The sequence below is a fragment of the Streptomyces abyssomicinicus genome (assembly GCF_008974245.1).
Classification (GTDB): domain Bacteria; phylum Actinomycetota; class Actinomycetes; order Streptomycetales; family Streptomycetaceae; genus Streptomyces; species Streptomyces abyssomicinicus.
The window spans coordinates 197,223-222,758 of record NZ_BBZI01000012.1 but is presented as its reverse complement, the minus strand read 5'-3'; the positions used below and the strand labels follow the sequence as shown (position 1 = coordinate 222,758).

30 protein-coding genes and 1 pseudogene are annotated in these 25,536 nt (G+C 72.3%); 17 read left to right on the top strand and 14 right to left on the bottom strand.

The window, feature by feature from the left end:
- Nucleotides 1–49: 49 nt before the first annotated feature.
- Together GBN72_RS28310 and GBN72_RS28305 are read right to left on the bottom strand one after the other, a co-directional pair.
- Entirely contained in the window at nt 50–637 is a 588-nt protein-coding gene (locus tag GBN72_RS28310; RefSeq protein WP_151774788.1) for a YdeI/OmpD-associated family protein, read from the bottom strand.
- A 65-nt stretch (nt 638–702) separates the two neighbouring features.
- The gene (locus GBN72_RS28305) at nt 703–1,254 is read right to left on the bottom strand and encodes an MOSC domain-containing protein (protein ID WP_151774787.1); all 552 of its coding nucleotides are present in this window, start codon (nt 1,252–1,254) and stop codon (nt 703–705) included.
- A 267-nt stretch (nt 1,255–1,521) separates the two neighbouring features.
- On the opposite strand from GBN72_RS28305, the gene GBN72_RS28300 reads away from it, so the two are divergent.
- Both GBN72_RS28300 and GBN72_RS28295 read left to right on the top strand, forming a co-directional pair.
- The gene (locus GBN72_RS28300; RefSeq protein WP_246212970.1) at nt 1,522–2,463 is read left to right on the top strand and encodes a TIGR03885 family FMN-dependent LLM class oxidoreductase; all 942 of its coding nucleotides are present in this window, start codon (nt 1,522–1,524) and stop codon (nt 2,461–2,463) included.
- Nucleotides 2,460–4,406, top strand: coding sequence for a glycoside hydrolase family 15 protein (locus tag GBN72_RS28295; protein ID WP_218042095.1), 1,947 nt, complete (start codon nt 2,460–2,462; stop codon nt 4,404–4,406). Before GBN72_RS28300 ends, GBN72_RS28295 begins: the two co-directional genes overlap by 4 nt.
- Before the next feature lie 28 nt (nt 4,407–4,434).
- On the opposite strand, the gene GBN72_RS28290 is transcribed toward GBN72_RS28295, so the two are convergent.
- The 5 genes from GBN72_RS28290 to GBN72_RS28270 all read right to left on the bottom strand — a co-directional run bounded on the left by GBN72_RS28290 (nt 4,435) and on the right by GBN72_RS28270 (nt 8,054).
- Nucleotides 4,435–4,623: a hypothetical protein gene (locus tag GBN72_RS28290; protein WP_151774784.1), complete on the bottom strand. Its 189-nt coding sequence runs from the start codon at nt 4,621–4,623 to the stop codon at nt 4,435–4,437.
- A gap of 131 nt (nt 4,624–4,754) precedes the next feature.
- Complete coding sequence (locus GBN72_RS28285) at nt 4,755–5,213, bottom strand: TIGR03618 family F420-dependent PPOX class oxidoreductase (RefSeq protein WP_151774783.1); 459 nt, start codon at nt 5,211–5,213, stop codon at nt 4,755–4,757.
- Between the two features lie 27 nt (nt 5,214–5,240).
- On the bottom strand, nt 5,241–5,912 hold the full coding sequence (locus tag GBN72_RS28280; RefSeq protein WP_151774782.1) for a DJ-1/PfpI family protein: 672 nt from the start codon (nt 5,910–5,912) through the stop codon (nt 5,241–5,243).
- A complete protein-coding gene (locus GBN72_RS28275) occupies nt 5,909–6,907 on the bottom strand; it encodes a GlxA family transcriptional regulator (protein WP_151774781.1) in 999 nt (332 codons plus the stop codon). Before GBN72_RS28275 ends, GBN72_RS28280 begins: the two co-directional genes overlap by 4 nt.
- Before the next feature lie 124 nt (nt 6,908–7,031).
- Nucleotides 7,032–8,054, bottom strand: coding sequence for an LLM class flavin-dependent oxidoreductase (locus GBN72_RS28270; RefSeq protein ID WP_151774780.1), 1,023 nt, complete (start codon nt 8,052–8,054; stop codon nt 7,032–7,034).
- Nucleotides 8,055–8,204: 150 nt separating this feature from the next.
- Between GBN72_RS28270 and GBN72_RS28265 the strand changes: the two genes are divergently transcribed.
- A complete protein-coding gene (locus GBN72_RS28265) occupies nt 8,205–8,663 on the top strand; it encodes a DUF6314 family protein (protein ID WP_151774965.1) in 459 nt (152 codons plus the stop codon).
- Here the strand turns inward: GBN72_RS28265 and GBN72_RS28260 are convergent.
- Nucleotides 8,639–9,232, bottom strand: coding sequence for a histidine phosphatase family protein (locus GBN72_RS28260; RefSeq protein WP_151774779.1), 594 nt, complete (start codon nt 9,230–9,232; stop codon nt 8,639–8,641). The two genes, GBN72_RS28265 and GBN72_RS28260, sit on opposite strands and share 25 nt — an antisense overlap.
- Before the next feature lie 70 nt (nt 9,233–9,302).
- Nucleotides 9,303–9,740, bottom strand: a complete 438-nt coding sequence (locus GBN72_RS28255) for a GNAT family N-acetyltransferase (RefSeq protein ID WP_151774778.1) — start codon at nt 9,738–9,740, stop codon at nt 9,303–9,305.
- Between the two features lie 184 nt (nt 9,741–9,924).
- On the opposite strand from GBN72_RS28255, the gene GBN72_RS28250 reads away from it, so the two are divergent.
- Nucleotides 9,925–10,149, top strand: a complete 225-nt coding sequence (locus GBN72_RS28250; RefSeq protein ID WP_151774777.1) for a DUF1918 domain-containing protein — start codon at nt 9,925–9,927, stop codon at nt 10,147–10,149.
- A gap of 145 nt (nt 10,150–10,294) precedes the next feature.
- Here GBN72_RS28250 and GBN72_RS28245 read toward each other — a convergent pair whose 3' ends face one another.
- Nucleotides 10,295–11,635, bottom strand: coding sequence for a glycoside hydrolase family 10-like protein (locus GBN72_RS28245; protein WP_151774776.1), 1,341 nt, complete (start codon nt 11,633–11,635; stop codon nt 10,295–10,297).
- A gap of 225 nt (nt 11,636–11,860) precedes the next feature.
- On the opposite strand from GBN72_RS28245, the gene GBN72_RS28240 reads away from it, so the two are divergent.
- From GBN72_RS28240 to GBN72_RS28225, 4 genes and pseudogenes are all read left to right on the top strand, one after another.
- The gene (locus GBN72_RS28240; protein ID WP_164540922.1) at nt 11,861–12,721 is read left to right on the top strand and encodes a 3-hydroxybutyryl-CoA dehydrogenase; all 861 of its coding nucleotides are present in this window, start codon (nt 11,861–11,863) and stop codon (nt 12,719–12,721) included.
- Nucleotides 12,718–13,880, top strand: a pseudogene (locus tag GBN72_RS28235) (lantibiotic dehydratase family protein). Before GBN72_RS28240 ends, GBN72_RS28235 begins: the two are co-directional and overlap by 4 nt.
- A 110-nt stretch (nt 13,881–13,990) precedes the next feature.
- Nucleotides 13,991–14,314: a hypothetical protein gene (locus tag GBN72_RS28230; protein ID WP_246212969.1), complete on the top strand. Its 324-nt coding sequence runs from the start codon at nt 13,991–13,993 to the stop codon at nt 14,312–14,314.
- A gap of 59 nt (nt 14,315–14,373) precedes the next feature.
- A complete protein-coding gene (locus GBN72_RS28225) occupies nt 14,374–15,681 on the top strand; it encodes an erythromycin esterase family protein (protein ID WP_246212968.1) in 1,308 nt (435 codons plus the stop codon).
- On the opposite strand, the gene GBN72_RS28220 is transcribed toward GBN72_RS28225, so the two are convergent.
- Nucleotides 15,647–16,138 carry a hypothetical protein gene (locus tag GBN72_RS28220; protein WP_246212967.1) on the bottom strand — a complete coding sequence of 164 codons (492 nt, stop codon included), beginning with the start codon at nt 16,136–16,138 and terminating at the stop codon, nt 15,647–15,649. The genes GBN72_RS28225 and GBN72_RS28220 overlap by 35 nt on opposite strands.
- A 283-nt stretch (nt 16,139–16,421) precedes the next feature.
- Here GBN72_RS28220 and GBN72_RS28215 point away from each other — a divergent pair, with 283 nt between their 5' ends.
- From GBN72_RS28215 to GBN72_RS28200, 4 genes are all read left to right on the top strand, one after another.
- Nucleotides 16,422–17,096, top strand: coding sequence for an MFS transporter (locus GBN72_RS28215; protein WP_151774773.1), 675 nt, complete (start codon nt 16,422–16,424; stop codon nt 17,094–17,096).
- Nucleotides 17,096–17,338, top strand: a complete 243-nt coding sequence (locus GBN72_RS36225) for an MFS transporter (RefSeq protein ID WP_164540920.1) — start codon at nt 17,096–17,098, stop codon at nt 17,336–17,338. Before GBN72_RS28215 ends, GBN72_RS36225 begins: the two co-directional genes overlap by 1 nt.
- A 537-nt stretch (nt 17,339–17,875) precedes the next feature.
- On the top strand, nt 17,876–18,379 hold the full coding sequence (locus GBN72_RS28205; protein WP_218042094.1) for a GDSL-type esterase/lipase family protein: 504 nt from the start codon (nt 17,876–17,878) through the stop codon (nt 18,377–18,379).
- 201 nt (nt 18,380–18,580) lie between these two features.
- Nucleotides 18,581–19,468 (top strand): bile acid:sodium symporter family protein, encoded by an 888-nt coding sequence (locus tag GBN72_RS28200; protein WP_151774771.1) that lies wholly within the window; start codon nt 18,581–18,583, stop codon nt 19,466–19,468.
- A 174-nt stretch (nt 19,469–19,642) separates the two neighbouring features.
- Here GBN72_RS28200 and GBN72_RS28195 read toward each other — a convergent pair whose 3' ends face one another.
- Nucleotides 19,643–19,993, bottom strand: coding sequence for a DoxX family protein (locus GBN72_RS28195; protein ID WP_151774770.1), 351 nt, complete (start codon nt 19,991–19,993; stop codon nt 19,643–19,645).
- A gap of 141 nt (nt 19,994–20,134) precedes the next feature.
- Here GBN72_RS28195 and GBN72_RS28190 point away from each other — a divergent pair, with 141 nt between their 5' ends.
- A complete protein-coding gene (locus GBN72_RS28190; RefSeq protein ID WP_151774769.1) occupies nt 20,135–20,665 on the top strand; it encodes a MarR family winged helix-turn-helix transcriptional regulator in 531 nt (176 codons plus the stop codon).
- Nucleotides 20,666–20,862: 197 nt separating this feature from the next.
- Here the strand turns inward: GBN72_RS28190 and GBN72_RS28185 are convergent, their stop codons facing one another.
- Complete coding sequence (locus GBN72_RS28185) at nt 20,863–21,717, bottom strand: SDR family oxidoreductase (RefSeq protein ID WP_151774768.1); 855 nt, start codon at nt 21,715–21,717, stop codon at nt 20,863–20,865.
- 31 nt (nt 21,718–21,748) lie between these two features.
- Nucleotides 21,749–22,327 (bottom strand): alcohol dehydrogenase catalytic domain-containing protein, encoded by a 579-nt coding sequence (locus GBN72_RS34880; protein WP_218042093.1) that lies wholly within the window; start codon nt 22,325–22,327, stop codon nt 21,749–21,751.
- A 100-nt stretch (nt 22,328–22,427) separates the two neighbouring features.
- Here GBN72_RS34880 and GBN72_RS28175 point away from each other — a divergent pair, with 100 nt between their 5' ends.
- The 4 genes from GBN72_RS28175 to GBN72_RS28160 all read left to right on the top strand — a co-directional run bounded on the left by GBN72_RS28175 (nt 22,428) and on the right by GBN72_RS28160 (nt 25,504).
- Complete coding sequence (locus tag GBN72_RS28175) at nt 22,428–23,117, top strand: TetR/AcrR family transcriptional regulator (RefSeq protein ID WP_151774767.1); 690 nt, start codon at nt 22,428–22,430, stop codon at nt 23,115–23,117.
- Nucleotides 23,118–23,348: 231 nt separating this feature from the next.
- A complete protein-coding gene (locus tag GBN72_RS36220) occupies nt 23,349–23,618 on the top strand; it encodes a hypothetical protein (RefSeq protein WP_439959826.1) in 270 nt (89 codons plus the stop codon).
- 39 nt (nt 23,619–23,657) lie between these two features.
- The gene (locus tag GBN72_RS28165) at nt 23,658–23,966 is read left to right on the top strand and encodes a hypothetical protein (protein WP_151774766.1); all 309 of its coding nucleotides are present in this window, start codon (nt 23,658–23,660) and stop codon (nt 23,964–23,966) included.
- 41 nt (nt 23,967–24,007) lie between these two features.
- The gene (locus GBN72_RS28160) at nt 24,008–25,504 is read left to right on the top strand and encodes a DUF4246 domain-containing protein (RefSeq protein WP_151774765.1); all 1,497 of its coding nucleotides are present in this window, start codon (nt 24,008–24,010) and stop codon (nt 25,502–25,504) included.
- Nucleotides 25,505–25,536: the final 32 nt, after the last annotated feature.

Sequence of the window (25,536 nt, the reverse complement as noted above, 5' to 3'; positions counted from 1 at the left end):
TACGGGTGGACGTCACGGCGTGCGGTGCGGTCCGCCGGGACGGTTCCGCTCAGCCTTCGTCCGGCCGCGGCCGCCCCACCGCCAGGTCCCGTACGGCCCGCTCCAGCCGCGTCCGCCGGGTCTCCGGCGTCGCGGCCTGGAGCAGTGGGAGCAGCACGAGGTAGCGGGCGGTGCGGTCGAGCGCGTCGAAGGCCGCGCCCGCCACCGGGTCGGCGGCGAGCGCCGCGGCGAGGTCGTCCGGGACGGCGGCCGTCGCCTGGGACGCGTACGCGCGGTCCCAGCGGCCGTCCTCCTGGGCCCGCCGGACCTCGGCGAGGCCCGGCTCCCGCATCCGGCCCTCCGCCGCCAGCGCCGCGACCTTCTCGACGTTCACCCGCGACCACAGGCTCCTCGGCCGTCGTGGCCCGTACTTCTGCAGGTAGTACCGGTCGTCCAGGCCCCGGCGCTGCCCGGAGATCCAGCCCCAGCACAGCCCCACGTCGACCAGTTCGCCGTCCGTGACCGACGCGATCCCCGAGGCCTTCTTCGCCACCTTGACCCACACGCCCTCGCGGCGGGTGTGGTGCTCGGCGAGCCAGTCCTCGAAGGCCGCCGCATCCGGGAACGCGACGACCTCCACCCCGTTGAAGTCCTCCATGAGGGCCAGGCTAGCCCGGCCCGTCCGGAGGAACGGAAGCCTGCCACGCGCAGGTCACCTGCGTCTCAGACCCGTTCCAGCGGCCGGTGGGGCGGGGCCGGGAGTTCGACCTCGACGGCGTCACCGGGGCGGACCGTCCCTCCCCGGCGGACCACGGCCATGACGCCGGCCTTGAAGGTGAACTCCCCGGTCCCGGGATCGATGGCGAACATCTCGCCGAGCAGCCCGTCCCGGAAGTCGTTGATCTTCGCGCACGGATTGCGCAGTCCCGTCACCTCGAGCACCGCCTCCTCGCCCAGGTGGAGCAGGGTGCCGGTGGGCAGGCGGAGCAGGTCCACGCCGCGAGTGGTGATGTTCTCGCCGAGCTGCCCCGCGGAGACCGCGTAGCCCTTGTGCGCGAGCTCGTCGAAGAGTTCCTCGTGCATCAGGTGGACCTGACGGAGGTTGGGCAGGTCCGGCTCGTAGGTCATGCGGAACTGGTGGCGGATCGTCTCGCCCGCGTGGACGTCGCCCTCCACCCCGAGACCCGCGAGCAGGGTGACGGAGGCATGGTTGGGCTTGCTGAACCCGTACGCCTCGTGGCGGCTCACCGCCGCGACCTGGCCACCGGTCGTCATCGCGCTCCCCCTGCCTTCGGTCTGCGACAGCCGAGTCTAGGGGCGCGGCGCACGGCCGGAGCCCCGGCCGGAGCCCCGTCCGGGTGCCCGCGGACGCCGATCGGGGCAACGGTTCCCGGCGGGGAGCCGTCCCGCGCGGCAGGCTGGAGGGGGCACGGCGGCGGATCCTCCCGCCAGGTGCCCCGGCCCGGGCGTACTGCCCGGCGGAACCGAGCAGGAAGCGAGCAGGAAGCGAGCGCCTCCGCCATGACCGCGTACGGCTATCACGTGTCGCACGAGCAGTTCCCCCCGGCGGAAGCCCTGCAACTGCTCCAGGCGGCCCAGGACGCCGGTTTCGCGACCGGGATGTGCTCCGACCACTTCGCCCCGTGGTCGGCCCGGCAGGGCCACTCGGGCCACGCCTGGGCCTGGCTGGGAGCCGCCCTCGCCTCCACCGGGCTGGCCATGGGCGTGGTCACCGCCCCCGGTCAGCGCTACCACCCGGCGGTGCTGGCCCAGGCGGCGGCGACGCTCGCCCAGATGTATCCCGGGCGCCTGTGGGTGGCGCTCGGAACGGGGCAGGCGCTCAACGAGCACGTCACCGCAGAGCGCTGGCCGTCCAAGGAGGAACGCACCCGGCGCCTGGAGGAGTGCGTGGGCGTGATGCGGGCGCTCCTGGCCGGCGAGGAGGTGTCCCACGACGGTCTGGTGCGCGTCGACCGGGCCCGGCTGTGGTCGCTGCCGGAGCGGCCGCCGATCCTCCTGGGCGCGGCCGTCACCCCCGCGACCGCCCGGCGCGTCGCCGCCTGGGCCGACGGTCTGGTCACCGTCAACCAGCCCGGTGACGCCCACCGGGAGACGCTCGCCGCCTACCGGGACGCGGGCGGCCGGGGCCCCGCGGTGCTGCAGGCCCACCTGTCGTGGGCGCCGACCCGGCGGGAGGCGCTGGACGCCGCGCACGACCAGTGGCGGGAGGCCGCGCTCGGCAGCGACGTCGGCTGGGAGCTCCCGCTGCCCGAGCACTTCGAGCAGGCCGCGGCCGTGCTAGAGCCGCACCGCATGGAGGGACCGGTGGTGGTCTCCGACGACCTCGGCCACCACACGGAGTGGCTGGCACGGCAGGGCTCGCTCGGGTTCGACGAGGTGATGCTCCACCAGGTGGGCAAGGAGCAGCAGCTGCGCTTCGTGGAGACCTTCGGCTCCGAGGTGCTGCCGGAGCTGAACGCGTGACCGCCCCGTCCGGGTCCGGAGTGTCCGGAGTATCCGGGGAGGCCGGGGAGGCCACGGGCGGGTGGCCGCCCATCGGCTCGCTGGCGTTCCTCTCCGACTGCCACGTGGCCGCGCTGATCGGTCCCGACGCGGCCGTCGAGTGGCTGTGCGCCCCCCGGTTCGACGGTCCGTCGGTCTTCGCGCGGCTGCTGGACCGGCGCTCGGGCGGCGCCTGGGAACTCCGGGTGGACGGCGCCCCGCCGCCCGAGCAGCGTTACCGTGACGCCACCCTGCTGGTCGAGAGCCGCTGGTCCCCGCCCGGTGGCACCCTGCTCGGCGAGGACTTCCTCGCCGTACACCGCCCCGCGGAGGGCGAGGAGGCCTGCGGTGTCGCCTCGCGCGGCGTCCTGGTCCGTCTCCTGCGCTGCACGGGCGGGCAGGCGACGGTCCGTCACCGTGTCGACGTGCGACCGGACTACGCGCGCGCCCGGCCGCGCTGGTCCGACGCCGGCGAGGAGGGCGCCCGGGAGGAGCGGGCCGCCGGGCTGTGGCTGGGCGCCGTCCGTGACCACGGTCCCGCGCCGCGCCTGGAAGGGGACGGGGACGGACCGGTGACCGTCGCGGCGACGCTCCGCGAGGGCGAGGCGCTGGCCCTCGTTCTCGGTTACGACGGCGCGCCGCACGGCCCGCTGACCGTGGAACTGGTCGACCGGATGCGGGACGAGACGCAGGACGCCTGGCGCGCCTGGGACGCCCGCAACAGCTACGAGGGGTTCGGGGCCGAGCACGTCCGGCGCAGCGCGCTCACCCTGCGCGGTCTGATGACCGCCGACACCGGCGCGCTGCTCGCCGCCGCCACCACCTCGCTGCCGGAGTGGGCCGGCGGCGGGCGAAACTGGGACTACCGCTACCTGTGGCACCGCGACGCCGCGCTGGTCGTGCTCTCGCTGATGCGCCTGGGACACCGGGCGGAGGCGGGGGTATACCTGCGCATCCTGCTGGACCACAGCGCCCGGGGCTCCGGCGCGCTGCACCCGATGCTCGACGTCGACGGGCGCGCCGAGGGCGAGGAGACCGTGCTCGGGCACCTGGGCGGGTACCGGGAGTCGCGGCCGGTGCGCGTGGGGAACAGCGCCTTCGCCCAGCACCAGCTCGACGTGTACGGCCAGGTGCTCGATGCGGCGTTCGTCTACCAGCAGGCCGTCCTGGGCACCGCCGAGGAGCTGACCGCCGGTGAGCTGAGCGCCGTGTACGCGGTGGTGGACGAGGCCGCCCGCCGCTGGCGGGAACCGGACGAGGGCCTCTGGGAGGTGCGGACGGGCCGGCGGCACTGGACCGTCTCCAAGCTGTACGCCTGGGTCTGCTTCGACCGGGGTGTGCGCCTCGCCGAGCTGACCGGCGACGGCCGTCCCGCCCTGGACCACTGGCGCCGGCAGCGGGACGAGGTCCGCGAGGAGGTCCTCACCCGGGGGTGGAACGAGTCCGTCGGCGCCTTCACCCAGAGCTACGGCTCTGCGAACCTCGACGCCTCGCTGCTGGCGGTCCCGCTGCTCGGCTTCCTGGACGGCACCGACCCGCGGGTGGTGTCGACGCTGGAACGCGTCGACGAACAGCTCGGCGAGGACGGCTGGCTGGTCCACCGCTACGACCCGGCGGCCACCGACGACGGCGTCGGCGGCCCCGAGGGCGGCTTCCTGCTCTGTTCCTTCGCCATGGTCTCCGCGCTGGTGCTGGCCGGACGCGTGGACGAGGCGCGCCGCCGCTGGGAGGAACTCTGCTCCCGCACCGGACGGTTCGGGCTCTTCTCGGAGGAGATGACCGCCGACGGCGTCATGCTCGGCAACTACCCGCAGGCGTTCACCCACCTCGCCCTGATCAACGCCGCGATGAACCTGGACGCCGCCGGGCACGAGGAGGCCCTGCGCGCCTGGGCCGCCCGCGACGGACGCCGCGACGGACGCTGAAAAGGCGGGGCCCCGGACCCGCGCCGGGCTACTCGTCCCCGCCGTCGCGGCGTGAGCGGGAGGCCCGGCTCGCGCTTCCGGCCAGCTCGCTGCCGAGCAGCGTCGCCCTGGCCACACCACGCGCCCAGCGGGGGGCGTCGCCCCGGGCCGCCCAGTAGACGCACCCGCAGCCGCCGAGGACGAGCAGGAGGAGACCCCCCAGTACGAGCACGAACACGCCGCCCCACCCCTTCCCCGCGTATGGGTCCTTGCCTCGATCCCTACCTCGGTCCCTGCCTCGGTCCGTGACTCGGTCCGTGACTCGGTCCGTGCAGTGACCCGTGTGATGGTGCGCGTGCCGGACCGGATCTAGCCGGCGACGTCGAGCGCCGTTCCGTACAGCCGGTCGACCTTGAGGCGGAGGACCACGCGGCGCTCGTCGACGAGCTGCCGGAGGAAGGCCTCCTCGTCCTCGGGCTTCGCCGCCTCGGGGACCATCCCCAGCAGTTCCCGCCCCACCGCGTCGCCGGGCGCCGTCGTGACGTCGGAGACCTCGGCGTCCCCCTCGGCCACGGCGAACGACCACACGTCGGCGCCCTGCACGTGCAGCGCGGCACGGGTGTTGCGGCGCAGGTGCGCGACCTTGACCCGCTCGGCCGTCGTCGAGAACCGCACGACGCGGGCTTCGGGGTCCCAGCTGTAGAGCATGGTCGTCAGGTGGGGGTGGCCACTGCGCTTGACGGTGGCCAGCGTGCCGAACTGCTGGGCGCCGAGCAGGCTGGAGAGGGCTTCGTCGGACAGTGGGCGAGGCGCGGGTCCCTGGGTCATGTCTGATGGAACGCGTGTGACGGCACATCAGTTCCCGTGCGGAGCCGCCTGGTTGTTCCGACCGACCACCAGATTGCTCGCCCGCAGCGCCTCCACCAGCCCGGGCGGCGCCGAGGCGGTGGATCCGGTGGAGTAGGGCGGCTCGGGGGCGTACTCGATGACCAGCTGGATCGCCTCGGCGACCTGCGCACCGCACATCCGGCCGGTCATGTGGAGCGCGAAGTCGATGCCGGCCGAGACCCCGGCCGACGTGCCGTACTTGCCGTCGACGACGATCCGCTCTCCCCCGACCGGGGTCGCGCCGTAGGCCTCCAGCATGTCGAGACAGATCCAGTGCGAGGTGGCCCGGCGGCCGGTGAGGAGGCCGGCGGCGGCCAGCAGGAGGGAGCCCGAGCAGACGGAGGTGGTCCAGGTGGTGGCGGCGTCGGCCGTGCGGATCCAGTCCAGCGTCGGCCGGTCGTCGAGGAGGGCCGCGCAGCCGGGGCCGCCGGGCACCAGCAGGACGTCCGGGTCGGGCACCTCGGAGAACGGCACGTCCGCCGTGAGGGCGAGGCTGCCCATGTCGGTGCGGACGGGTCCGGGGCGGGCGGCGGTGAAGACGACCTCCGCGCCGGGGATCCGGGAAAGGACCTCGTAGGGCCCGACCGCGTCCAGCGCGGTGAAGCCGTCGTACAGCAGGACGGCGATCTTCGTGGTCATCGGTTGCCTCCGTCGGGTGTGTGGGACAGGCGGGCGGGCACCGACGGCCGGAATCGGCGCCGGTACTCCGCGGGTGACACGGACAGCGCGCGCAGGAAGGCCCGCCGCATGGCCTCGGGCGTGCCGTAACCGCAGGCGCGGGCGACCTCGGCGACGCCGTCCCCGGTGTCCTCCAGACGCCGGCGCGCCGCTTCGAGCCGGACCCCGTCCACGTACCGTCCGGGCGTCGCCCCCACCTCGGCGGCGAAGGCGCGGGCGAAGTGACGGGGCGACAGCGAGGCCCGGCGGGCCAGCGCCTCGACCGACAGGTCGGCGTCGGGGTGCTCGGCGATCCAGCTCTGCACCTCCCGCAGCGGGTCGCGTTGCGCGAGCTGTGCGGCGAGCTGGGTGCTGAACTGGGCCTGGCCGCCCGGCCGCCGCAGGAAGACCACCAGGTGGCGGGCCACCCGCAGCGCGACCTGGCGCCCGAGGTCCTCCTCGACCAGCGCCAGGGCGAGGTCGATCCCGGCGGTGACCCCGGCCGATGTCGCGATGGCGCCGTCCCGGACGTGAATCGGGTCCGTCACCACCTCGGTGTCGGGGAAGCGGCGCGCGAGCGTGTCGCAGTACGCCCAGTGGGTGGTGGCGCGACGCCCGGCCAGCAGTCCGGCCTCGGCCAGCAGGAACGCGCCGGTGCAGACGGACACGATCCGCTCGGCCCCGGCCGCCAGCTCCCGGATCCGCGGCACCACCGCCGGGTCGGGTTCGACGGTGCCCGCGCCGCCGGGCACCACCAGCGTGTGCGGCGGCGCCACGGAGCCCAGGTCCGCGTCGGGCAGCATCCGCAGCCCGCTCGACGTCCGCACCGGCCCGCCTCCGGGCCCCGCGGTGCTCACCCGGTACGCGTCCGGCCGTCCGGCGACCTCACCGGCTCCGTGGAACACCTCCAGGGGGCCGGTGACGTCGAGGCTCTGCACCCCGTCGTAGAGGACGACGAGCACGCTGCGGTCTCTCATGCCGACGAGCCTGGCAGCGGTCGCGTCATGGCCGCAACGACGGGTTTCCCACCTTTCCTGCCACGGGACGGCGGGACGACGGCGCGTCGGCCCGGCGGCGCGTCGGCCGCCGCCGGGCCGCGGCTCAGCGCCAGCCCAGCGCCGGGGCGACGTGGGTGAGGACGGCCTCCAGGACGTGCGCGTTGTAGTCGACGCCCAGCTGGTTCGGCACGGTGAGCAGCAGGGTGTCGGCGGCGGCGATCGCCTCGTCCTTGGCGAGCTCCTCGACGAGGACGTCCGGTTCGGCGGCGTAGGAGCGGCCGAAGACGGCCCGCGTCCTGGCGTCGATGTTCCCGAAGTGGTCCTCGGAGTCCCGTTCCCGGCCGAAGTAGGCGCGGTCCCGGTCGTCGACCAGGGCGAACACGGAACGGCTGACGGAGACCCGCGGCTCGCGTGCGTGGCCGGCCGCCCGCCATGCCTCGCGGTATGCCTCGATCTGCTTGCGCTGCTGGACGTGGAGGGGCTCGCCGCTCTCGTCGTCCTTGAGCGTGGAACTCTGCAGGTTCATGCCCAGCTCGGCGGCCCAGACGGCGGTGGCGTTGGAGCCGGAACCCCACCAGACGCGCTCCCTCAGGCCCTCGGAGTGCGGTTCGACGCGCAGCAGCCCGGGCGGGTTGGGGAACATGGGGCGCGGGTTCGGCTTGGCGAAGCCCCCGCCCTTGAGCACCTCGAGCAGCACCTCGGTGTGGGTGCGCGCCATGTCGGCGTCGCTGCCGCCCTCCGGAGGTTGGTAGCCGAAGTAGCGCCAGCCGTCGATCACCTGTTCCGGTGAGCCACGGCTGATGCCGAGCTGGAGGCGGCCGCCGGAGATCAGGTCGGCGGCTCCGGCGTCCTCGGCGAAGTACATGGGATTCTCGTATCTCATGTCGATGACGCCGGTGCCGATCTCGATGCTGCTGGTGCGCGCGCCGATCGCCGAGAGCAGCGGGAACGGCGAGGCGTACTGCTGGGCGAAGTGGTGCACGCGGAAGTAGGCGCCGTCCACGCCCAGCTCCTCCGCGGCGACGGCGAGGTCGATCGCCTGGAGCAGCGCGTCGGACGCGGTCCGGGTCCGCGAGTGCGGGGTGTCCGACCAGTGGCCGAAGGAGAGAAAACCGATCTTCTTCATACTGTCTTCAACACATACCGGCTGGCTGCATTCCGCTCGGCGGCCCTACGGCGGCGGCCCCACGGCGGCGGGCCGACGGCGGTGGCCCGGCACACGGGAGCGCGGGAGCGGGAGACGCGGCGGGAGAGGGAAGAGGAAGTGAACGTGGCGATGCCGGAGGAGTTGCGTCCGGTGCCGGACCTCTGGGCCTATCTGCCCGGGACCTGGCACACCGAGCGCACGGCGCGCGACCTCGCCTCCGGGGAGGAGGGCCGGTTCAGCGGCGTCACCGTGTTCGGGCCGGCGACGGCGCCGGAGGAAGGGCTGGTGCAGCGGGAGGACGGCGACTTCGTGTGGCAGGGCGTGTCACGCCCCGCCGGCCGGACGCTGCGGCTGCTGCCGGGGGCCACCCCCTCCTCGGCGGACGTGCGGTTCGCCGACGGGCGGGAGTTCCACACGCTCGACCTGGCGGAGGGACGGTTCACCGCCACGCACCCCTGCGCCGCGGACCTCTACGAGGGTGAGTTCACGGTGCTGGACGCGGACCGGTGGCGCACCGTGTGGCGGGTGCGCGGTCCGGCGAAGGACCTGGTGCTGACCACCCGCTACGCCCGTACCGGCGGCGCGTAGGGCACATCCAGCCGCACGCTCCAGCGACCGGGGCGGCCGAGGACGGTGACGGCGGCGAGCGGGCGGACGTCGACGTTCCAGTAGACGGACGGCGGCGCCTTGAGGGCGTAGGTGAGCGCCGCCCGGATCACGCCCGGCTCCGCCACGGCGGTGATGGTGGCCCCGTCGTCCGAGGGGCGGGTGTCGAGCCAGCCGCCGACGCGGGTGATGAAGCCGTGCAGCGACTCCCCGCCGTGCGGCGCGGAGCGCGGGTCGGCGAGCCAGGCGTCCACGGCCTGCGGTTCGCGGGCCATCGCCTCGCCCAGCGTCATGCCGCGCCACCGGCCCATGTCGCAGTCGCGAAGCGCGGGCTGCACCAGCGGGACGTAGCCCAGCAGCTCGCCGGTGGCCCGGCTGCGCGGGGTGGGCGAGCAGTAGCGCAGGTCGGCGGCGGCCAGCGGTGCGAGGCCCGGCACGGCACGTTGGATCCCCTCCCAGGCCTCCCGGTCCAGGGGGCTGTCGTCGTCGAATCGCTCGGCGATCGGGCGGGTGCTGCTCGCGGCTGCAACGAAGGTGACCCGAACATGCATGCGGTGATGTTCGACCCGCGCGATGGGCGGGTCAAGAGGGCGGGCACCGCCGGGTCCGGCGCCCGGGCGGTCAGCCGAGCTGGAGCGCCATCCAGTGGTCGGGGCGCGCGAGGGGCTCGAAGCCCAGGCGGGCGTAGACCCCGTGGGCGTCGTGCGTGGCGAGCAGGATCCGCCGCAGACCGAAGGCCCGCAGTTCCTCGCGGACCCGGGCCACCATGGCGGCGCCGATACCCTTGCCGCGAACCTCCGGATCGACGTAGACGTCGCAGAGCCAGCCGAAGGTGGCCCGGTCGGTGATCGCGCGGGCGTAGGCGGCCTGGACGCCGGTGACGGCGTCGTACACCCCGAAGTTCAGCGACCCGGCCATCGCGGCGTCGTGCTTGGCGCGGGTGCGGCCGAGCGCCCAGTAGGCGTCGGTGGAGAGCCAGTGGTGGACCCGGTCGGCGTCCACGCGGGCGGGGTCGGCGGAGAACTCGTACCCCTCGGGGAGGGGCGGCAGATCGCTCATGGCGGGAGGCTTCCAGCGCCGGCGCGGTCCCGCAACGCGATTTCGGCCGCCCGTCACGGGCGGGCCCCCACCGTGCACGGCCGCCGGCCGCTGCCCCTGCCGGACCCGGGACCCGCTCGTAGACTCGGAACGAGGGGGGAGCTCCTGGAACGGATCGCTGGACGACGAGACGAGGAGGCCCGCCATGTACGCGCAAGTGGGTGACATGCTGGTGACGCACGGCAGGGTGGTCGGTGCGGGCGACCGGACCGCCGAGGTGACCGAGGTCCTCGGTCCCGACGGCGCCCCGCCCTACCGCGTCCGCTTCGAGGACGGCAGCGAGGCGATGCTGTGGCCCGGCCCGGACACCGAGGTCAAGCACCTGACCACGGGCCCCGGCGTCACCGCCGCCGGCAGCCACCGTTTGTAGACCTGGCCGTTCGTAGACCTGGCCATCTGAAGTGCTGGCCGTCTGCGGACCTGACCGCCCGTGGACCTGACACGCGGCGGTCACGGTCGGCGGACTTGGCGGGGCCGGCCGGCCCCGCCGACGGGTCGGTCAGCCGACGGGGCGGTCAGCCGGCGTAGTGGTCCGCGACGACGCGGGCCAGCGCGCCGTTCCGGTCCGCCACGACCTCCTTCGCCGAGAAGAAGACGTGGCCCCCCACCTCGGGCAGTGCCGCCGCGAGCTCGAGGTGGCGGGAGAGTTCGCGCGGGTCCTGCCAGGCCGCGGCCTGCGCCGGGTCGCCGGCCTTGTAGAGCGCCTCTCCGAGGTAGAGGGCCGTCGGCGTGCCGCGCGCCGTGTCCGCCCACCATTCGGCGAGCACGGCGTAGTCGGCGGCGCTCTGTCCGATGTGCCAGTACAGCTGCGGCACGACGTAGTCGATCCAGCCCTCCCGCACCCAGGTACGGGTGTCCGCGTGCAGGTCGTCGTAGGTCTGCACCCCGGCACGGGTCTGCGAGCCGCGCGGGTCGGTGCTCGCGTTGCGCCAGACGCCGAACGGGCTGATCCCGAACCGGGTGCCCGGGCGGGCGGCGTGGACCCGCGCGGAGGTCTCCCTCACCAGCAGGTCGATGTTGTTGCGTCGCCACGCGGCGCGGGTGGAGAACGCGTCACCGTGCGCCTTGTGGGCGGCCTTGTCGTCGAAGGTCTGCCCGGCGACCGGGTACGGGTAGAAGTAGTCGTCGAAGTGGACGGCGTCCACCGGGTACCGCTCCACCGCGTCGAGGATCGCGTCCTCGACGAAGGCGCGCACCTCGGGCAGGCCCGGGTTGTAGTGCAGCTTGCCGCCGTACGGCACCACCCAGTCCGGGTTCCTGCGCGCGGGGTGCCCGGCCACCAGGCGGGACGGGTCGGTGTGCGTGGCCACCCGGTACGGATTGAACCAGGCGTGCAGTTCCAGCCCCCGGGCGTGCGCCTCGGCGACGGCGGTGCCCAGCGGGTCCCAGCCGGGGTTGCGGCCCTGGGTCCCGGTGAGGCAGGCCGACCAGGGCTCGTGCGGGGAGGGCCACAGGGCGTCCGCGGTGGGCCGCACCTGGAAGATCACGGTGTTCAGCCGCCGCTTCACCGCCGCGTCCAGGTACCACAGCAGCTCGTCGCGCTGACGTGCCGCGCTCAGCCCCGGCGCGGACGGCCAGTCGCGGTTGGCCACGGTCGCCAGCCACATCCCGCGCGTCGCACCGGCGGGCGCCGCGCGACCGCCGGCGGGCGCGGCCCCGGTACCCGCCGTCGGCACGGCGGCCGCCGCGGCTCCGGTCCCTGAGGCTCCGGCCCCAGCTCCGGTCCCTGCCTGTCCGGCCCTCGCCGCTCCGACCCTCGCGGTCTCGGCGCCGGCGGCTTCGGCTCCGGTGGCGAACAGCGCCGGAAGAGCGGCCAGCGCGCTGGCGGCGAACGTCCTGCGGGTGAGCCCTGCCATCAGCCGTACCTCCATCGGGTCACCCCGGCCCCGCGTGGAGACGGATCACGGACCCTCACGTTTCGCGGCCGCCCGGGCACGGGCAGTACCGCTGAGACATCGGTCACCCAGCATGCCCCACCCGAATGATCGATCGTCGGAGCCGCGAAGGTAACGTGCTCGATCGGAGCAGGCGCCGACCGACGGCACCCTGTCCGACCCGATGATGATCACGAAAGGGACGATGTGAGCGACATCGAACGCGTGGGAGTGGTGGGCTCCGGCCAGATGGGAGCCGGCATCGCCGAGGTCTGCGCCCGCGCCGGTCTGGACGTGAAGGTCGCCGAGGCCACCGGCGAAGCCCTGGAGATCGGGCGTACCCGCGTCTTCACGTCGCTCCAGCGGGCGGTGGAGCGCGGCAAGCTCACCGAGGAGGAGCGCGCGGCCACCGAGGCGCGCCTGGACTTCACCACCGACCTCGGCGAGTTCCACGACCGTGACCTGGTGATCGAGGCCGTCGTCGAGAACGAGCAGGTCAAGACGGAGATCTTCCAGGTCCTGGACCAGGTGGTCACCCGCCCGGACGCCATCCTCGCCTCCAACACCTCCTCCATCCCGCTCGTGAAGCTGGCCGTCGCCACCTCGCGTCCGGACCAGGTGGTGGGCATCCACTTCTTCAACCCGGCGCCCGTGCAGCAGCTCGTCGAGCTGATCCCCGCGCTGACCACCTCCGAGGGCACCCTCGGCCGGGCGCAGCTGTTCGCCGAGAAGGCCCTCGGCAAGCACTCCATCCGCGCCCAGGACCGCTCCGGCTTCGTCGTCAACGCGCTGCTGATCCCGTACCTGCTGTCGGCGATCCGGATGTTCGAGTCGGGCATCGCCAGCCGTGAGGACATCGACAACGGCATGGAGATGGGCTGCGCCCACCCGATGGGCCCGCTCAAGCTCGCCGACCTGATCGGTCTCGACACGGTGGCCTCGGTCGCGTACTCGATGTACGAGGAGTACAAGGAGCCCTTGTACGCCGCTCCCCCGCTGCTGCAGCGGATGGTCGACGCGGGCCGGCTCGGCCGGAAGTCGGGGTCGGGGTTCTACACCTACGGCTGACGCCTCAACTGTGGGCTCTGAGCGCGAAGTTCAGCCCAGAGCCCACAGCCCGATCTTTCCCCGCAGTCCTGCAGTCCGGCACGCCGTCGTCGCCTCTCGCGTGGTGCCGGACACTCCCTCACAGGCAGCCGGCTCTGACGGAGAACGGCTTCGCCTCGGAGTGTGGGCGTTTTTACGGGGCTGGGACGCGTGTACCGATCCTGACTCTGCTCAGTGCCGACGCGGGACTCGACGCCCCGCCCACGTACACCAAGCCGGCCCGCAACGTGGAGCTGCTCGCGCAACCCCAGCCGGACACACGGCGAATGGACCAGGCCCTCGTCGAACTCGCCCGGCAGGCATGGTGGAACCACTCGCGTGAGGTCGAGCTGACCGACACCTGGGTCGACCGGATCGCCCCGCTCGCGGACACCACCGACTGGCCGCCGACCATGCCCTGCAGATAGCCGCAGCCGACCGGCAGGCGATCGACCGGGGCGAGTGGCGAGCGGTGATCCGCCCCGACGGCCTCGCCCACAGCGGCCGGACCTTCGGGCGCTTCTCCGACCTGCTCGGCGAGACGTCGGTGGACCGACTGCGAGCCTACGCCCGGCAGGAGGAGCGCCTGTACCCCGACGCGGTCTACGCCGAACTCGCCCACCTTCCGCCCTACGGCAGGGCGGCCAACGTCGCTGTGCGCCCGGCGATCCGGCCGTACGAAATCCCCGTCCACACCCCTGCATCGGTTCCCGAGCACCGGGTGATCGCGCTGGACGACAACCTGGTGGGTGCCACGGACAGCCGCGTCTACCTGCGGTCCAGGCGGCTCGACCGCGAGATCGTCGTCGAGCAGCACCACATGCTCAACCCGTCGCTCGCCCCGAACGTCGCCCGCTTCATGCTCTAGGTCTCGCACGACGGGTACGTCATGCCCACCGGCTTCCATTGGGGGCCGCTCGAGTCCGCGCCCCTCCTGCCCCGGGTAACCCGGGGGCGGGTGACTCTGCGACCCGCCCAATGGCGGCTGACCGCCGAGGAGGCCACCGACCTGCTCGCCTGGCGGGCACGCTTCGGCGTTCCCCGGCACGTCTACATGGCCGAGTCGGACCAGCGGCTGCTGCTTGATCGGCCTGGGTGTGCTGCGGCCCGCGCTGGCGCGTGCGGCGGGCCGGGTCGCTGATGTCGCGATCAGTTGGATGACTCCACCAGGCTATGTCCGCGACGTCCTCGTGCCCGCTCTGGGCAAAGGGGCGGCCGAGGCGGGCGAGCCGTGCCGCGCCTGGTGACGGTGTGCACGCGGCACTGAAGCGGCCGGACCGCAACCCGTACCGCCTGGCGTTCACCGGCGCGGGCGCCCATCTCGGCACCCAGCACTACACGGACATGCTGCGCAGGGCGGGTCTGCGGGTGCATCCGGCCCAACCCAACCTCGGCGCACGCGCCTTGGTCAACTCCGGCACGTTCCTTTACGGCACGGCCGCGGAGGTGGCGGAAGGGCTGCTCGAATACGGTCGTGCGGGTGTCGACGAGGTCGTCCTGAATCCGGCCGGGGTGGCCGCCGAGCACGGATACGCCGCGGCGGCGCGGGATCTGGCCGAGATCCTCGCGCGATGACCGGGAGCTGAACGGAGCCCGTCGGCATGCTCCGTCTCCGGGGCGGGGAGGGAGCCGATATGGAAAGCGCAGGCATGGACGGCCGTACGACCGAGGAGGGAAACCTGCCTGACGGACTCGGGGCCTGGCTGTCCGCGAACGCCGTCCCTCTGACGACGCTCTCCGCGGACGGGCCGCTGGACGAACTGGAGCCGCTGCGACAGTGGTTCGGTAAGGTGCGCATCCTGGGCATGGGCGAATCCACCCACGGGACCCGGGAGTTCTTCCGGTTGAAGCACCGGCTGCTGCGCTTCCTCGTCCTGCGGATGGGATGCACGGCTCTGGCCATGGAGGCCAGCGAGTCGGCGGCACGCGCCATCGACGCCTATGTGCACGGTGGCCCGGGGGACGCCGCGTTGCTCGTCGACCGTCTGGGCTTCTGGACCTGGCGGACCGAGGAGATTCTCCACATGGTCGAGTGGATGCGGGAGCACAACCGCTCCGCGGCCGAACAGGTGAGCTTCGTCGGCATCGACCCGCAGCGCTGCGCGGACTCGGCCGCCGTGGTGCGGGAATTCCTCCGGAAGGTGGCCCCGGAGCGAGAGGCACCGGATCTGCTCGACGTACTGTCCGAGGCGCGACCTGGATCGCTGCCGGATCCCGGACAACGTCTACGGGCCGCGGCCGACGAGCTCGCCGCGTTCCTGGTGGGCCACCGCGAGGAGTTCGCCGAACGCACCACCGCCGACGCGGCCGACGAGGCGGCATGGCATGCGGGTGCCCTCGCCCGGGCCGCCGACCTCGTCACGCGGTCGGTGCTGACGGAGGATGCGGAACAGAGCGCTCTGGCCGTCCGCGACCGTCACATGGCGGAGGCGGTCACCTCGCTCGTGGACGCCACCGACGGGCGGGTCGCCGTGTGGGGGCACAACGGACATGTCGGTACGGGGACCTACGCGAACGGAGTTCTGTCACTCGGCAGTCGGCTGAGACGGCGACACGGCGAAGCCTATTACGCGCTCGGGCTGCTGTTCGGCAAGGGGTCCTTTCGCGCACGCCAGGGGAACGATCTGGAAGGGGACGCGATCGCCCACCGCGTCGGGCTCAGCCGCAGGACTGTGGAGTCACGGCTCGCGGCCGCCGTCCGCGGCGACTATCTCGCCGATCTGCGTGCCGCGGATCCCGGCTCCGATGCCGGACGCTGGCTACGCGCCCCCCGGTATCAGCGCAGTTTCGGGTCCAACGTCCCGCGGCTGACCTACCGGTTCCACGTGGCACCGCTGGTGCCCGCGCAGGAGTACGACGGGATCGCGTTCGTGGCCAGGTCGACCTGTTCGCGCCCGCTGCCATCCTTCAGGAGAACAGGGCGAGAGCCGCGTCCAGTGTGAGCTTCCACATGGGCTCAGCGCCCGTCCCGAAGGACGCGGCGAGGCTGTACCCCACGGCGGCATCCTGCGGTTCCTGCCCGGCCGCATCCTGCCACTCGGCAGTCACCGCCCCGTCGCCGGTGGAGGTGAACACCCCGAGGGCCACGCCGTCCCTGAGCAGTCGGCTCTCCCCGAGGGTGACGGGGATCAACCGGTAGTGCACCTTGTCATGGTGGACGTCCACACGGTAGGAGGTCCGGGTGAGAAAGCCCTTGGCCGGCGCCAGCCGGGCGGCGGATCCGCCGATCGTCATGGTGAGCCGGTCGGCGTCGCGGGAGCCGATGGGAACGTGCACCTCAAGCTGCGTTCCCTGCGCCCGACGCACGACGACCTCGGGGAGCGCCTCGCCCACGAGTCTCAGCTCGCCCGTGGCATCGTCCAGGCAGACGGCGAAGGCGCCGAAAATCGGATCCTGCACGTACCCGTGTTCAGCCTTGCCGTCACTCAACTCCTCGTTCGGTCAAGGTTGTCCGCCACCCTATCCGCGGATGGCGAACCCTCTCAAGGACGCGCTACAGGCGGGCCGGGTCCGCGGAGAGTCTCCGGGACGCCCCTACGCGAGTTTCCGTGCCGCGCAACCGAGATCGGGCGCCGCGTCTCGACTGCGCCGGCAGCGCGGGGTGGTGCCTCGTCTTCCCGGCGACAGGAACGGAGTGGACGCCTCGGCGTCGACGCGCATACCGCGGAAGGCTCCCGGCACCGTGGCCCCTGCTCCTCCCCCGTGCCTCGGCCCGCGACGGTCAGGGCCTAGGTGGGCTCGGCGGCGCAGAAGCACCTTCGCGCTCAGCGTCGGACTGCTCTGCTTCCTGCTCGCCGTCTCCAAGGGAGCCACCTGGGGCTGGACCGCCGCCTCGACCCTCGGCTGCTTCGTCGTCGCCGTGGTGACGCTGGGCGCCTGGGGCTGGTGGGAGCTGCGCACCCCCGATCCGCTGGCCGACCTGCGGACCACGGTCCGTCCGCAGGTGCTCCTCACCAACGTGGCGTCGATCTTCACGGGCATCGGCATGTACGCCACCATGCTGATCACCCCGCAGATCCTCATGCTGCCCACCCAGACCGGTTACGGTCTGGGCCAGTCGATGCTCGCCGCCGGCCTGTGGATGCTGCCCGGCGGCCTGATCCAGGTCTTCCTCTCCCCCGTCGGCGGCAAGCTCATCGACTCCCGCGGTGCCAAGTTCACCCTGGCGGTGGGCGCCACGGTCATAGCCCTCGGCCATGTCGCCGCCCTGTTCCTGATGGGCACCGCCCCCGGCCTGATGACCGCCCACATGATCACCAGGCGGGTGTGGGGATCGCCTACGGCGCCATGCCGGCCCTCATCATGGGAGTCGTCCCGCGTAGCCAGACGTCCGCGGCCAACAGCTTCAACTCCCTGATGCGCTCCCTCGGCAGCTCGGTCGGGGCCGCGGTGATCGGTGTCGTCCTCGCCCAGATGACGGCCACGACCCACGGCCACGCCCTCATCTCCGAGGGAGGCTTCCGTGTGGGACTGACGATCGGCTGCGCCGTCGGCGTTGTAGCCGCCGTGGTCTCGATCGCCCTGCCCCGGACCCGCCGCGTGGAAGGCTCCGCTGCGGCGGACCAGCCCAGCCCGGCTCCTGAATTCGTCAAGGGCTGACCAGCCCACTCCGCGTCCGGCTCGGCAGACAGTGATCCTCAGCCTGCCGAGCCGGACCTTGCCCACGATGCCGCCGAAGGGCGGCTGCCGTGCCGGCCCTCGCCGTCACCCGATCTCCTGATCACCGTGGCCCCCGGCGCGCGGAGCAAGGTGCTCACCTTCACCGCGTCGTCGCTGAGGGCGGCCGACGACGCCGTTGGCCACGCCCGACGCGCCCTGGTCACAGTCGTAGGCGTCTTCGTACGCCCCGTGAACCTCCCCGTACCGGGTCGCCGCCGGCGCCCCCCGTCGGACTGCGCGAGACGCACGACGCGTGTCGGCCGGAGGCCGCCGCCTACCTCGCCGGCCGCGCCCTGGAGAGCGTTCGCAGGTGATCAGCGGTTGCCCAGCCGACGACTCCGCGGGAAGCGACATCGATGACGGTGGCCAGGTGGAGCCGGCCTCACCGGCCGCTGCCGCCACCGGCACGACCGCGCCACCGTCCCCGACCCCAGGGCCGGCCGCCGGCCCGACCTCGTGGCCCGTGATGTCGCTCCGTTGAGCAGGCTGAACACGCGGTGGTGCGGCGACACCGCCTGCATCGCGACCGCCGAGGGCGCCGCCGAGAACGCCAAGGGCGGCGTCGACACCGTGAAGGCCGGCATCGACGCCTGGGTGCCGAAGTTCGCCGCCGCCCTCGAGCAGGTCCGGCAACGAGCGCCGCATGCCGAGGTGTTCGTCATCGGGTACGGCAACTGCATCCGCCCCGGCGGCTGCTTCCCCACCCAGCCGATCCGGGACGTCGACGCCACCTACATCCAGGGCGCCACCGACCACCTCGGCGCGACGCTCAGGACGACGGCGCGGCAACAGGGCGCGACGTTCGTGGACACCTGCTCCCTCGGCATCGGCCACGATGTGTGCGCGGCGCCCGCCGACCGGTACATCGAGGGCCTCGTCCCCGCCCACGCCGCCACCCCGCTGCACCCCAACGCGAGCGGTTCCCAGGCCATCGGCGACGCCCTCGCCTCCGCGGTCCTCTCCGCCACTCGCACCGGTTGAGTCCACGCGCCCTGAGCTGAGCAGGCACATCCTGCGGCGAAGGGGGCGCCGTTGACGCCTCCCCTCGCCATCAGCTCGGCGGTGGGTCAGACTCCAAGGCCATCGCCACGGACGCGATGGAACAGCGCCCGCCGCTCGAGGCCCGTCACACGGGCCGGAACGCGCTCGCCGTCCTCACCCCTCCCAACCTGAGAGACACCGATGAACGACTCAGCACTCATCACCACCGGCCTGCCGATCGCACTGGCGATCATCATGTTCGGCCTCGGGCTGTCCCTGACCACCGACGACTTCAGGAGGGTCACCCGGACACCGAAGGCGGTGGTCGTCGCGCTGGCGCTGCAGGTGCTGGTGCTCCCGCTCGTGGCGTTCGGGCTGGTCGAGATGTTCGATCTCTCCCCCTTGCTCGCCGTCGGCGTGATGCTGCTGGCCGCTTCCCCGGGCGGGACCACCGCCAACCTCTTCAGTCACCTCTTCCGCGGAGACGTGGCCCTCAACATCACACTGACCGCGATCAACTCGGTGCTCGCCGCCATCACCATCCCGGTCATCACCAACCTCGCCATCGGCCATTTCGACGCCCAGGGCGACCTCGGCCTGCAGTTCGGCAAGGTGGTGCAGGTGATCGCGATCGTGCTCATCCCGGTCGGACTCGGCATGGCGATCCGTCGGCGCTCCGCCGGCTTCGCCGCACGCGCCGACCGCCCGGTCCGGATCTTCTCCATCGCCGTGCTGGTACTCGTCTCGGTCAGCGCCCTGCTGGGTGAGCGGGAGAATCTGGCCGACTATTTGCAGCAGGTCGGATGGGTGACCGGCATCTTCTGCCTCGCGAGCCTCACCCTCGGTTACGGCGGTGCACGGCTGCTCCGTCTCGACAAGGGCCAGGCGATAGCAAGTTCCATGGAGGTCGGGATCCACAACACGACCGTGGCACTCACCATCGCGCTCAGCGTCCTGGACAGCACCGAGGTCGCGATCCCCAGCGCCGTCTACTCGGTCCTCATGTACATCCTCGCGACCGCCTTCGGTTACGTGATGGCCCGGCGGCACTCGGACACCGAGAGGAATGCGGCTCAACCGGCCGGATGACCGTTCCGACCCCGCGAGACAGGCGCCGAGTCCCGCGCCGCCCGGTCCTCTCACAGCCTCGCGGCGGACGCCGACCGGGCGGCGGACACCGACGTGATGCCGGAGTACGCCGCCCGGGAGCGGGCCGGCTGCGGGTGCCGCGGTCACGGGTCACGGCCCGCACGGACCGCCTTCTCAGACCGTCGCGAGGCCCAGCACCAGCGGAACCGCGGAAACGAGCGTGATGACGGCCGGCGCACCGACACCCTTCTTGTCGCCCGCGCGGAGATGCGTGATCACGGCGCCCACGAAGTAGAGGACGAGGCCGATCGCCGCCGCGACGCCCAGCGGGCGGTAGGCGATGCCGACGAGCAGCCCCAGCGCGCCCGCGATCTTGACGAGGCCGAGGGGCACGAACCAGCCGTCGGGCACCCCGACCGCCTTGAGCTGCTCCGTGACCTTCGGATCACGGGTGATGTCGCCACGGGCAGACACGAACAGCACCAGGGACAGCAGGACAGCCAGGACGACGTAGGCGATGAACACGGAGAGCTCCAGAACAGAACGGTGAGGGGCCGCCGATCGGGCCCGGGAAGACGGCGCGGCAAGCAATGCGCCTCGGCAAATAATGTAAGTGCATCAATGATTAATAGCAACCAACTATCCCTGGCTTGCTATGGTCGAGCCATGGCCCAACGATCCGGCGCTGCCGCCTCCCCCACCAGCACGCCCGTCAGCTCCTCCAGCTGCGACGAGGCCGCCGGGTCCGTGGGCCCGGAGTCCCGTCTCTCACTGCTCCTGGCGCGTCACGGGGGTTCCATCGACGCCCGGCTCCGTGCGGCACTCACCGCCTCGGGCGTCACCCCTCGCCACGCCATCGTGCTGATGCATCTCGCCGGCGGTCCGCTCGGCCAGCGAGACCTCGGCACGCGGCTGGGTGTGGACCCCAGCGTCCTGGTCGCTCTGCTCAACGCGCTCGAGGACCGCGACCTGGTACGACGGCGCCGGGATCCGGCCGATCGCCGCCGTCACATCGTGGAGATCACCGAAGCGGGTGCGACCGCCGTCACCAAGCTCGACGCCGCCATCGGCCACGTCGAGGGCGAGCTGTTCGGGGATCTCACCCCGCAGGAGCGCGACACCCTGCATTCGCTCCTGGCCCGCGTCCGCACCACCAACGGCGGTGCCTGCGATGACGTGGAGGACGAGGACGACTAACGCGTGCCCGCCCGGTCCGGCTCGCCCTTCACGGTGAAGTAACAGCGGGCCGCACCCGGGGCAGGAACCCGCGGGTGGCGGTCCGGCCCCGAGCGCAGCACGTCAGGGCAGAGGTGTACGGGCCGGAGCGGACCCGGGCGGGCGGAGTGACGAGGGGCGGGCCGCCGTTCGGCCGCCCGCCCCTCGTCACCTGCGGGTCAGACCCAGGTACGCAGGGTCTCGGCCAGCGACTCGGTCGGGTGACCGATGAGACGGGCCAGGTCTCCGGAGGTGGGGGCCATGGCACCGTCGCGCAGGTCGGCGTTGAGGGTCACCATGAAACCGGCGGCGCCCTCGTCGAGACCCAAGCCGAGGAGCTGCTCGAGCTCCTGCTCGTCGGTGAGCGCCTGGTAGCTGACCGGCTTGCCGAGGATCTCCTGCGCGGTGGCGGCGAACTCGGCGTAGTTCCAGGCGGTGTCGCCGGACAGCTCGTACACCTTGCCCTCGTGCCCCGGCGTGGTGAGCACCACGGCGGCGGCCTCGGCGAAGTCCTTGCGCGGGGCGGTGGCGATCCGGCCGTCACCGATGCTGTTGGCGACGACACCGTGCTCGCGGGCGGTGTTGAAGTCCTGCAGGTGGTTCTCGGTGTACCAGCCGTTGCGCAGGAACGTCGCCGGGATGCCGGAGGCGGTCACCAGTTCCTCGGTCGCCTTGTGGTCGGCGGCCAGCCGCAGGATCGTCGTCGGCGCCTCCAGACCGGACGTGTAGACCAGGTGGCCGACGCCGGCCTCGCGGGCGGCCTCGATCGCGTTGCCGTGCCGCGCGACGCGCGTGCCGAGGTCGCCGAAGGAGACGAGGAGCAGCTTCTCGACGCCGTCGAGCGTCTTGGCGGTGCCGTCGACGTCGTCCAGGTCGATGACGGCGGTGCGCAGCCCGCGCTCGCCGAAGGCGGCCAGACGCCCGGCGTCACGGCCGAGGGCGAGGACGTCACCCGCGGCGACGCCGCGCTCGAGGAGGAAGTCGACGGTGAGGGCGCCGAGCTTGCCGGTGGCGCCGATGATCGCGATGGTCACGAGTTCTTCTCTCTTTCCTGTGGTGCGGGGTTCATTTGCTGATGGCTGGCGCGCGGCCGGCATGCGTCCCGTCCTGGACCTGTTGGGCCGCGAACGCGGCGATGTCGGCGCGGCTGACGGGGAAGCCGAGCTTGTCCGTGCCGAGAAAACGACCCGGACCCGCGGCTGCTTCGGCCTGCCCTTCGGGGCGATGCACCGCACGATCGTCCGGTCCGGGCCGGAGGCCATGATCTGGCCGCACATGCCGGTGATCTCCTCGTAGGCGCGCGGCATGAAGGTGCGCGGCATGAACCGGATCAGCCGGGTGACGGGGGTCGGCTTCTCCTGCGGGTCGAGGATCGCCGGGGCTGCGTGGCCGACGTAGCGGCGCACGCCGTGGCGCCACACCCTCGCCGAGGGCCTCGACGGCGCCGGCGGAGTCCATGCCCACGACCAGCGGGAACCGGTGCTCCATCATTCCCTGCCGGTTGCCGCCGAGCACCGACAGGTCGAAGCCGTTCACCGACGAGGCCGCCAACTCCACCAGCAGCTGGCCCTCCGCGGGACGGGGGGTGTCGACCTCGGCCACGGACGGCTCGGCGGGCACCTCGTGCAGCGTGACCGCGCGCATGACACAACTCCTCGAACAAGTGGAACACCCTTCCCGTTTCCACGTCGCCAAGGGTAACAACGGAAGTGGGCCGGTTGTTCCACTTAGGTAGAATGAAGGCATGACAACCCCAGCGGCAGCCCCAGGCGACGACCCGAACCAGCAGCCCGGAGCCGGGCTGCGCGCGGACGCCGAACGCAACCGCGACCGCATCCTGGCTGCTGCCCGCCGTCTGTTCGCCGAGGAAGGGCTCGGCGCCTCCATGGCCTCCGTCGCCCGGGAGGCCGGCGTCGGCAAGGCCACGCTCTCGCGCCGCTTCGCCACGCGCGGCGAGCTGATCAACGCGGTCTTCGCCGACCGCATGGACGCCTACGCCACCGCGACCCGCGAAGCCCTCGCCGACCCCGATCCTTGGCACGGCTTCATCGGCTACATCCACGCCGTCTGCGCCATGCAGGCCGCCGACCGAGGCTTCGCCGACGTCCTCACCATGACCTTCCCCGCCGCCAAGGCCCTGGAGGCCCGCCGCGCCGAGGCGCACGAGGGCCTCCTCGAACTCATCGACCGCGCCAAGGCCACCGGCAACCTGCGCGAGGACTTCACCGATCGCGACATGCCGATCCTGCTCATGGCCAACGCCGGCGTCCTCAACGCGGCCGGCGACGCCGCCCCCGACGCCTGGCGCCGCCTGGTCGCCCACATGATCCGCTCCTACGCCACCCCGGACGCCCCGATCCCGCCGCTGCCCGAGGCCCCCGCCCCCAGCGCCCTCTACCGCGCGATGGTGCGCCTCACGCACAGCCCGGGCTGAACCAGTCGCCGGGGACAGTCGGTTGCCCCGCCCGTCACGCGGGCGACGATCGAAGCAGTGAGCCACCGACATCCCGGGCTCTGCCCCTGCGATGCCGCATTGCCCCTCTTACGCAGGGGCATGTCCCTGACGCGGTGCAGAACCCGGGCCCTGCACGCACATCTGCGCCGACGCGGCCTGACAGCACGTCGCGCACATCGCCTCGTCCATCGAAAGGTTCAGAGGTCACTCGTGAGTATCCGTACGACGTATCGCGCTCTGCTGAGCCGTCTGCTGCCCGACGACAGGCCGGACGACCTGGCAGTCCGTCAAGGTCAGTTCCACACCGTGGTCATCGGCTCGGACCGCGTCGTGTGCCTGCCTCGCACCCGGGTCCTGCAGATGGTCACCACCGGCATCGCCGAGGAGCCCGGCTGGCGCGACTTCGTCATGCCCATCGTGCAGGGGCCGTTACGGCCCGCTGTCCGGCACCCTGATCGTCGGCCCCTATGGGGGCTCTGACACCTCCCGCTGTTCCTCACCGAGTGGGGCTTCCCTCGGGTGACGTGGCAGCAGCCGCTGGAGTTCGTGCTCACCGCGATCGCCTTCAGCTTCGTGATGACGTGGGTGTTCAACCGCACCGGGGAGAGCCTGCCGCTGGCGATGCTGCTGCACGCCGGCGTCAACAACTACTTCTCGATCGCCGCGGCGGGGCTGTTCCCCGGACTGACCCATCAGGACACCGGGCGTGCCTTCCTGTTCGCCTCCGTCGCCGTGGCCCTCGTCGTCCTGATCGCCACCCGCGGCAGGCTCGGCCACCGGCCGGCCCCGTCGCCGGCGGTGGGTCCGCGTGAGGTGTCCGACCTGTGAAGTATCGTTCCCGCCGCCGAACGGATGGAAGGAACGACGAGTTGACCGACCTGCCCCCTTTCCCGCTGCCCTTTGCCGGCTCCCGCACCAGTGCGTCCACGGGACCGCGAACACTGCGGGAACTTCAGATCATGCGGTGCAGCGCGCAGATACGGGCGAAGCCGGAGTGGTTCACCAAGAGGAACGACGCCGCGATCGTCGCCCGCTGGACGCGGGAAGCGCTCGCCCAGGGTCTGACCGAGGCGCAGATGCGGTACGTGCTGGACGAGCTGGCGCATTACGCCGGGTTGCGGGACGAACACACCGGCATCGAGGTGTCCGCCGTCGACGGGGTGTGGCAGTCCGACACGCTGGTCGACGACGAGCTCACCTCCCGGCTGCGCGAGGCGGTCCGGGTCCTGGAGGAAGTCCCCGAGGCGGAGAAGGACTGGCATCCCGGATCCGACGGACAGGTACTGGACCTGGTCCATCCGTCGCTCTTCTGCCTGGTGCGCCGGGTGAGCGGCGTACCCGACGAGGCGTGGCCGGGCCCGGCGACCAGCCCTTCCCGCTACGAGTACTCCGAGCAGTTCCAGTGGCTGCCGACGGACCTCGAGGTCGACGGCGAGGGCGACGTCGTCTTCCGTTCGTACGTCAACAACGTCCACCCCGTCGCTCATCGTGAACTCGCCTCCGTCCTCCCCGTCCTGTTCGGGCGCATGCGACCGCTGCTGGAGAAGGTGCTCACCGATCTGCGCCACCAGCGGCCCCTGCGGATCGAGGCCGATCCCTACTCCTGGTACGACGAGACGGACGAGCCCGAGGAGCCGGACGACGACGCCGACGACGAGGCCCACGAGGCGTGGGAGGACGTCTGGGACGCATGGTGGAGGAACCGCCGTCTGATCGTCCCGGACGCCCCGGCCTTCGTCCCGCCCGCCCTGCCCGACGACTCCGCCCGGGTCGACCTGCGCGGTCGTCGTCTCCAGGTCATCGTCAAGCTCGCCACGATTCACCTCGACCCGGACAGGCCCGAGTACGCCGGCGGCTCCTGGCACGTCGAAGGGATGATGAACGAACGGATCGTCTCGACCGGCATCTTCTACTGGGACAGCCGGAACATCACCGAGAGCCGGCTGAGTTTCCGGACGGCGGTCCACGAGCCGGACTACGAGCAGAGCGACGACCGCGGAATCCGCGAGGTCTACGGTCTGGAGAACGACGGCCCGCTGAACCAGGTGCTGGGTTCGGCGGCGACCCCGGCGGGCCGCTGCCTCGCGTTCCCGAACGTCCTGCAGCACCAGGTCGGCCCGTTCCGCCTGGAGGACCCCACCCGGCCGGGGTACCGCAAGATCCTCGCGTTCTTCCTCGTCGACCCGACGGCGACGATCGTCTCGACCTCCGACGTGCCGCCGCAGCAGCCCTGGTCCGACACGTCGACCATGACGCTGGAGCAGGCCAAGGAGTACCGCGAACAGCTGATGAAGGAGCGCAAGTTCTTCGTCGACGAGCACAACGAGCAGCTCTACGAGCGGGAGTTCTCCCTCTGCGAGCACTAGACCCCCCGTCGCCGCGTCCGCGTGCCCACGAC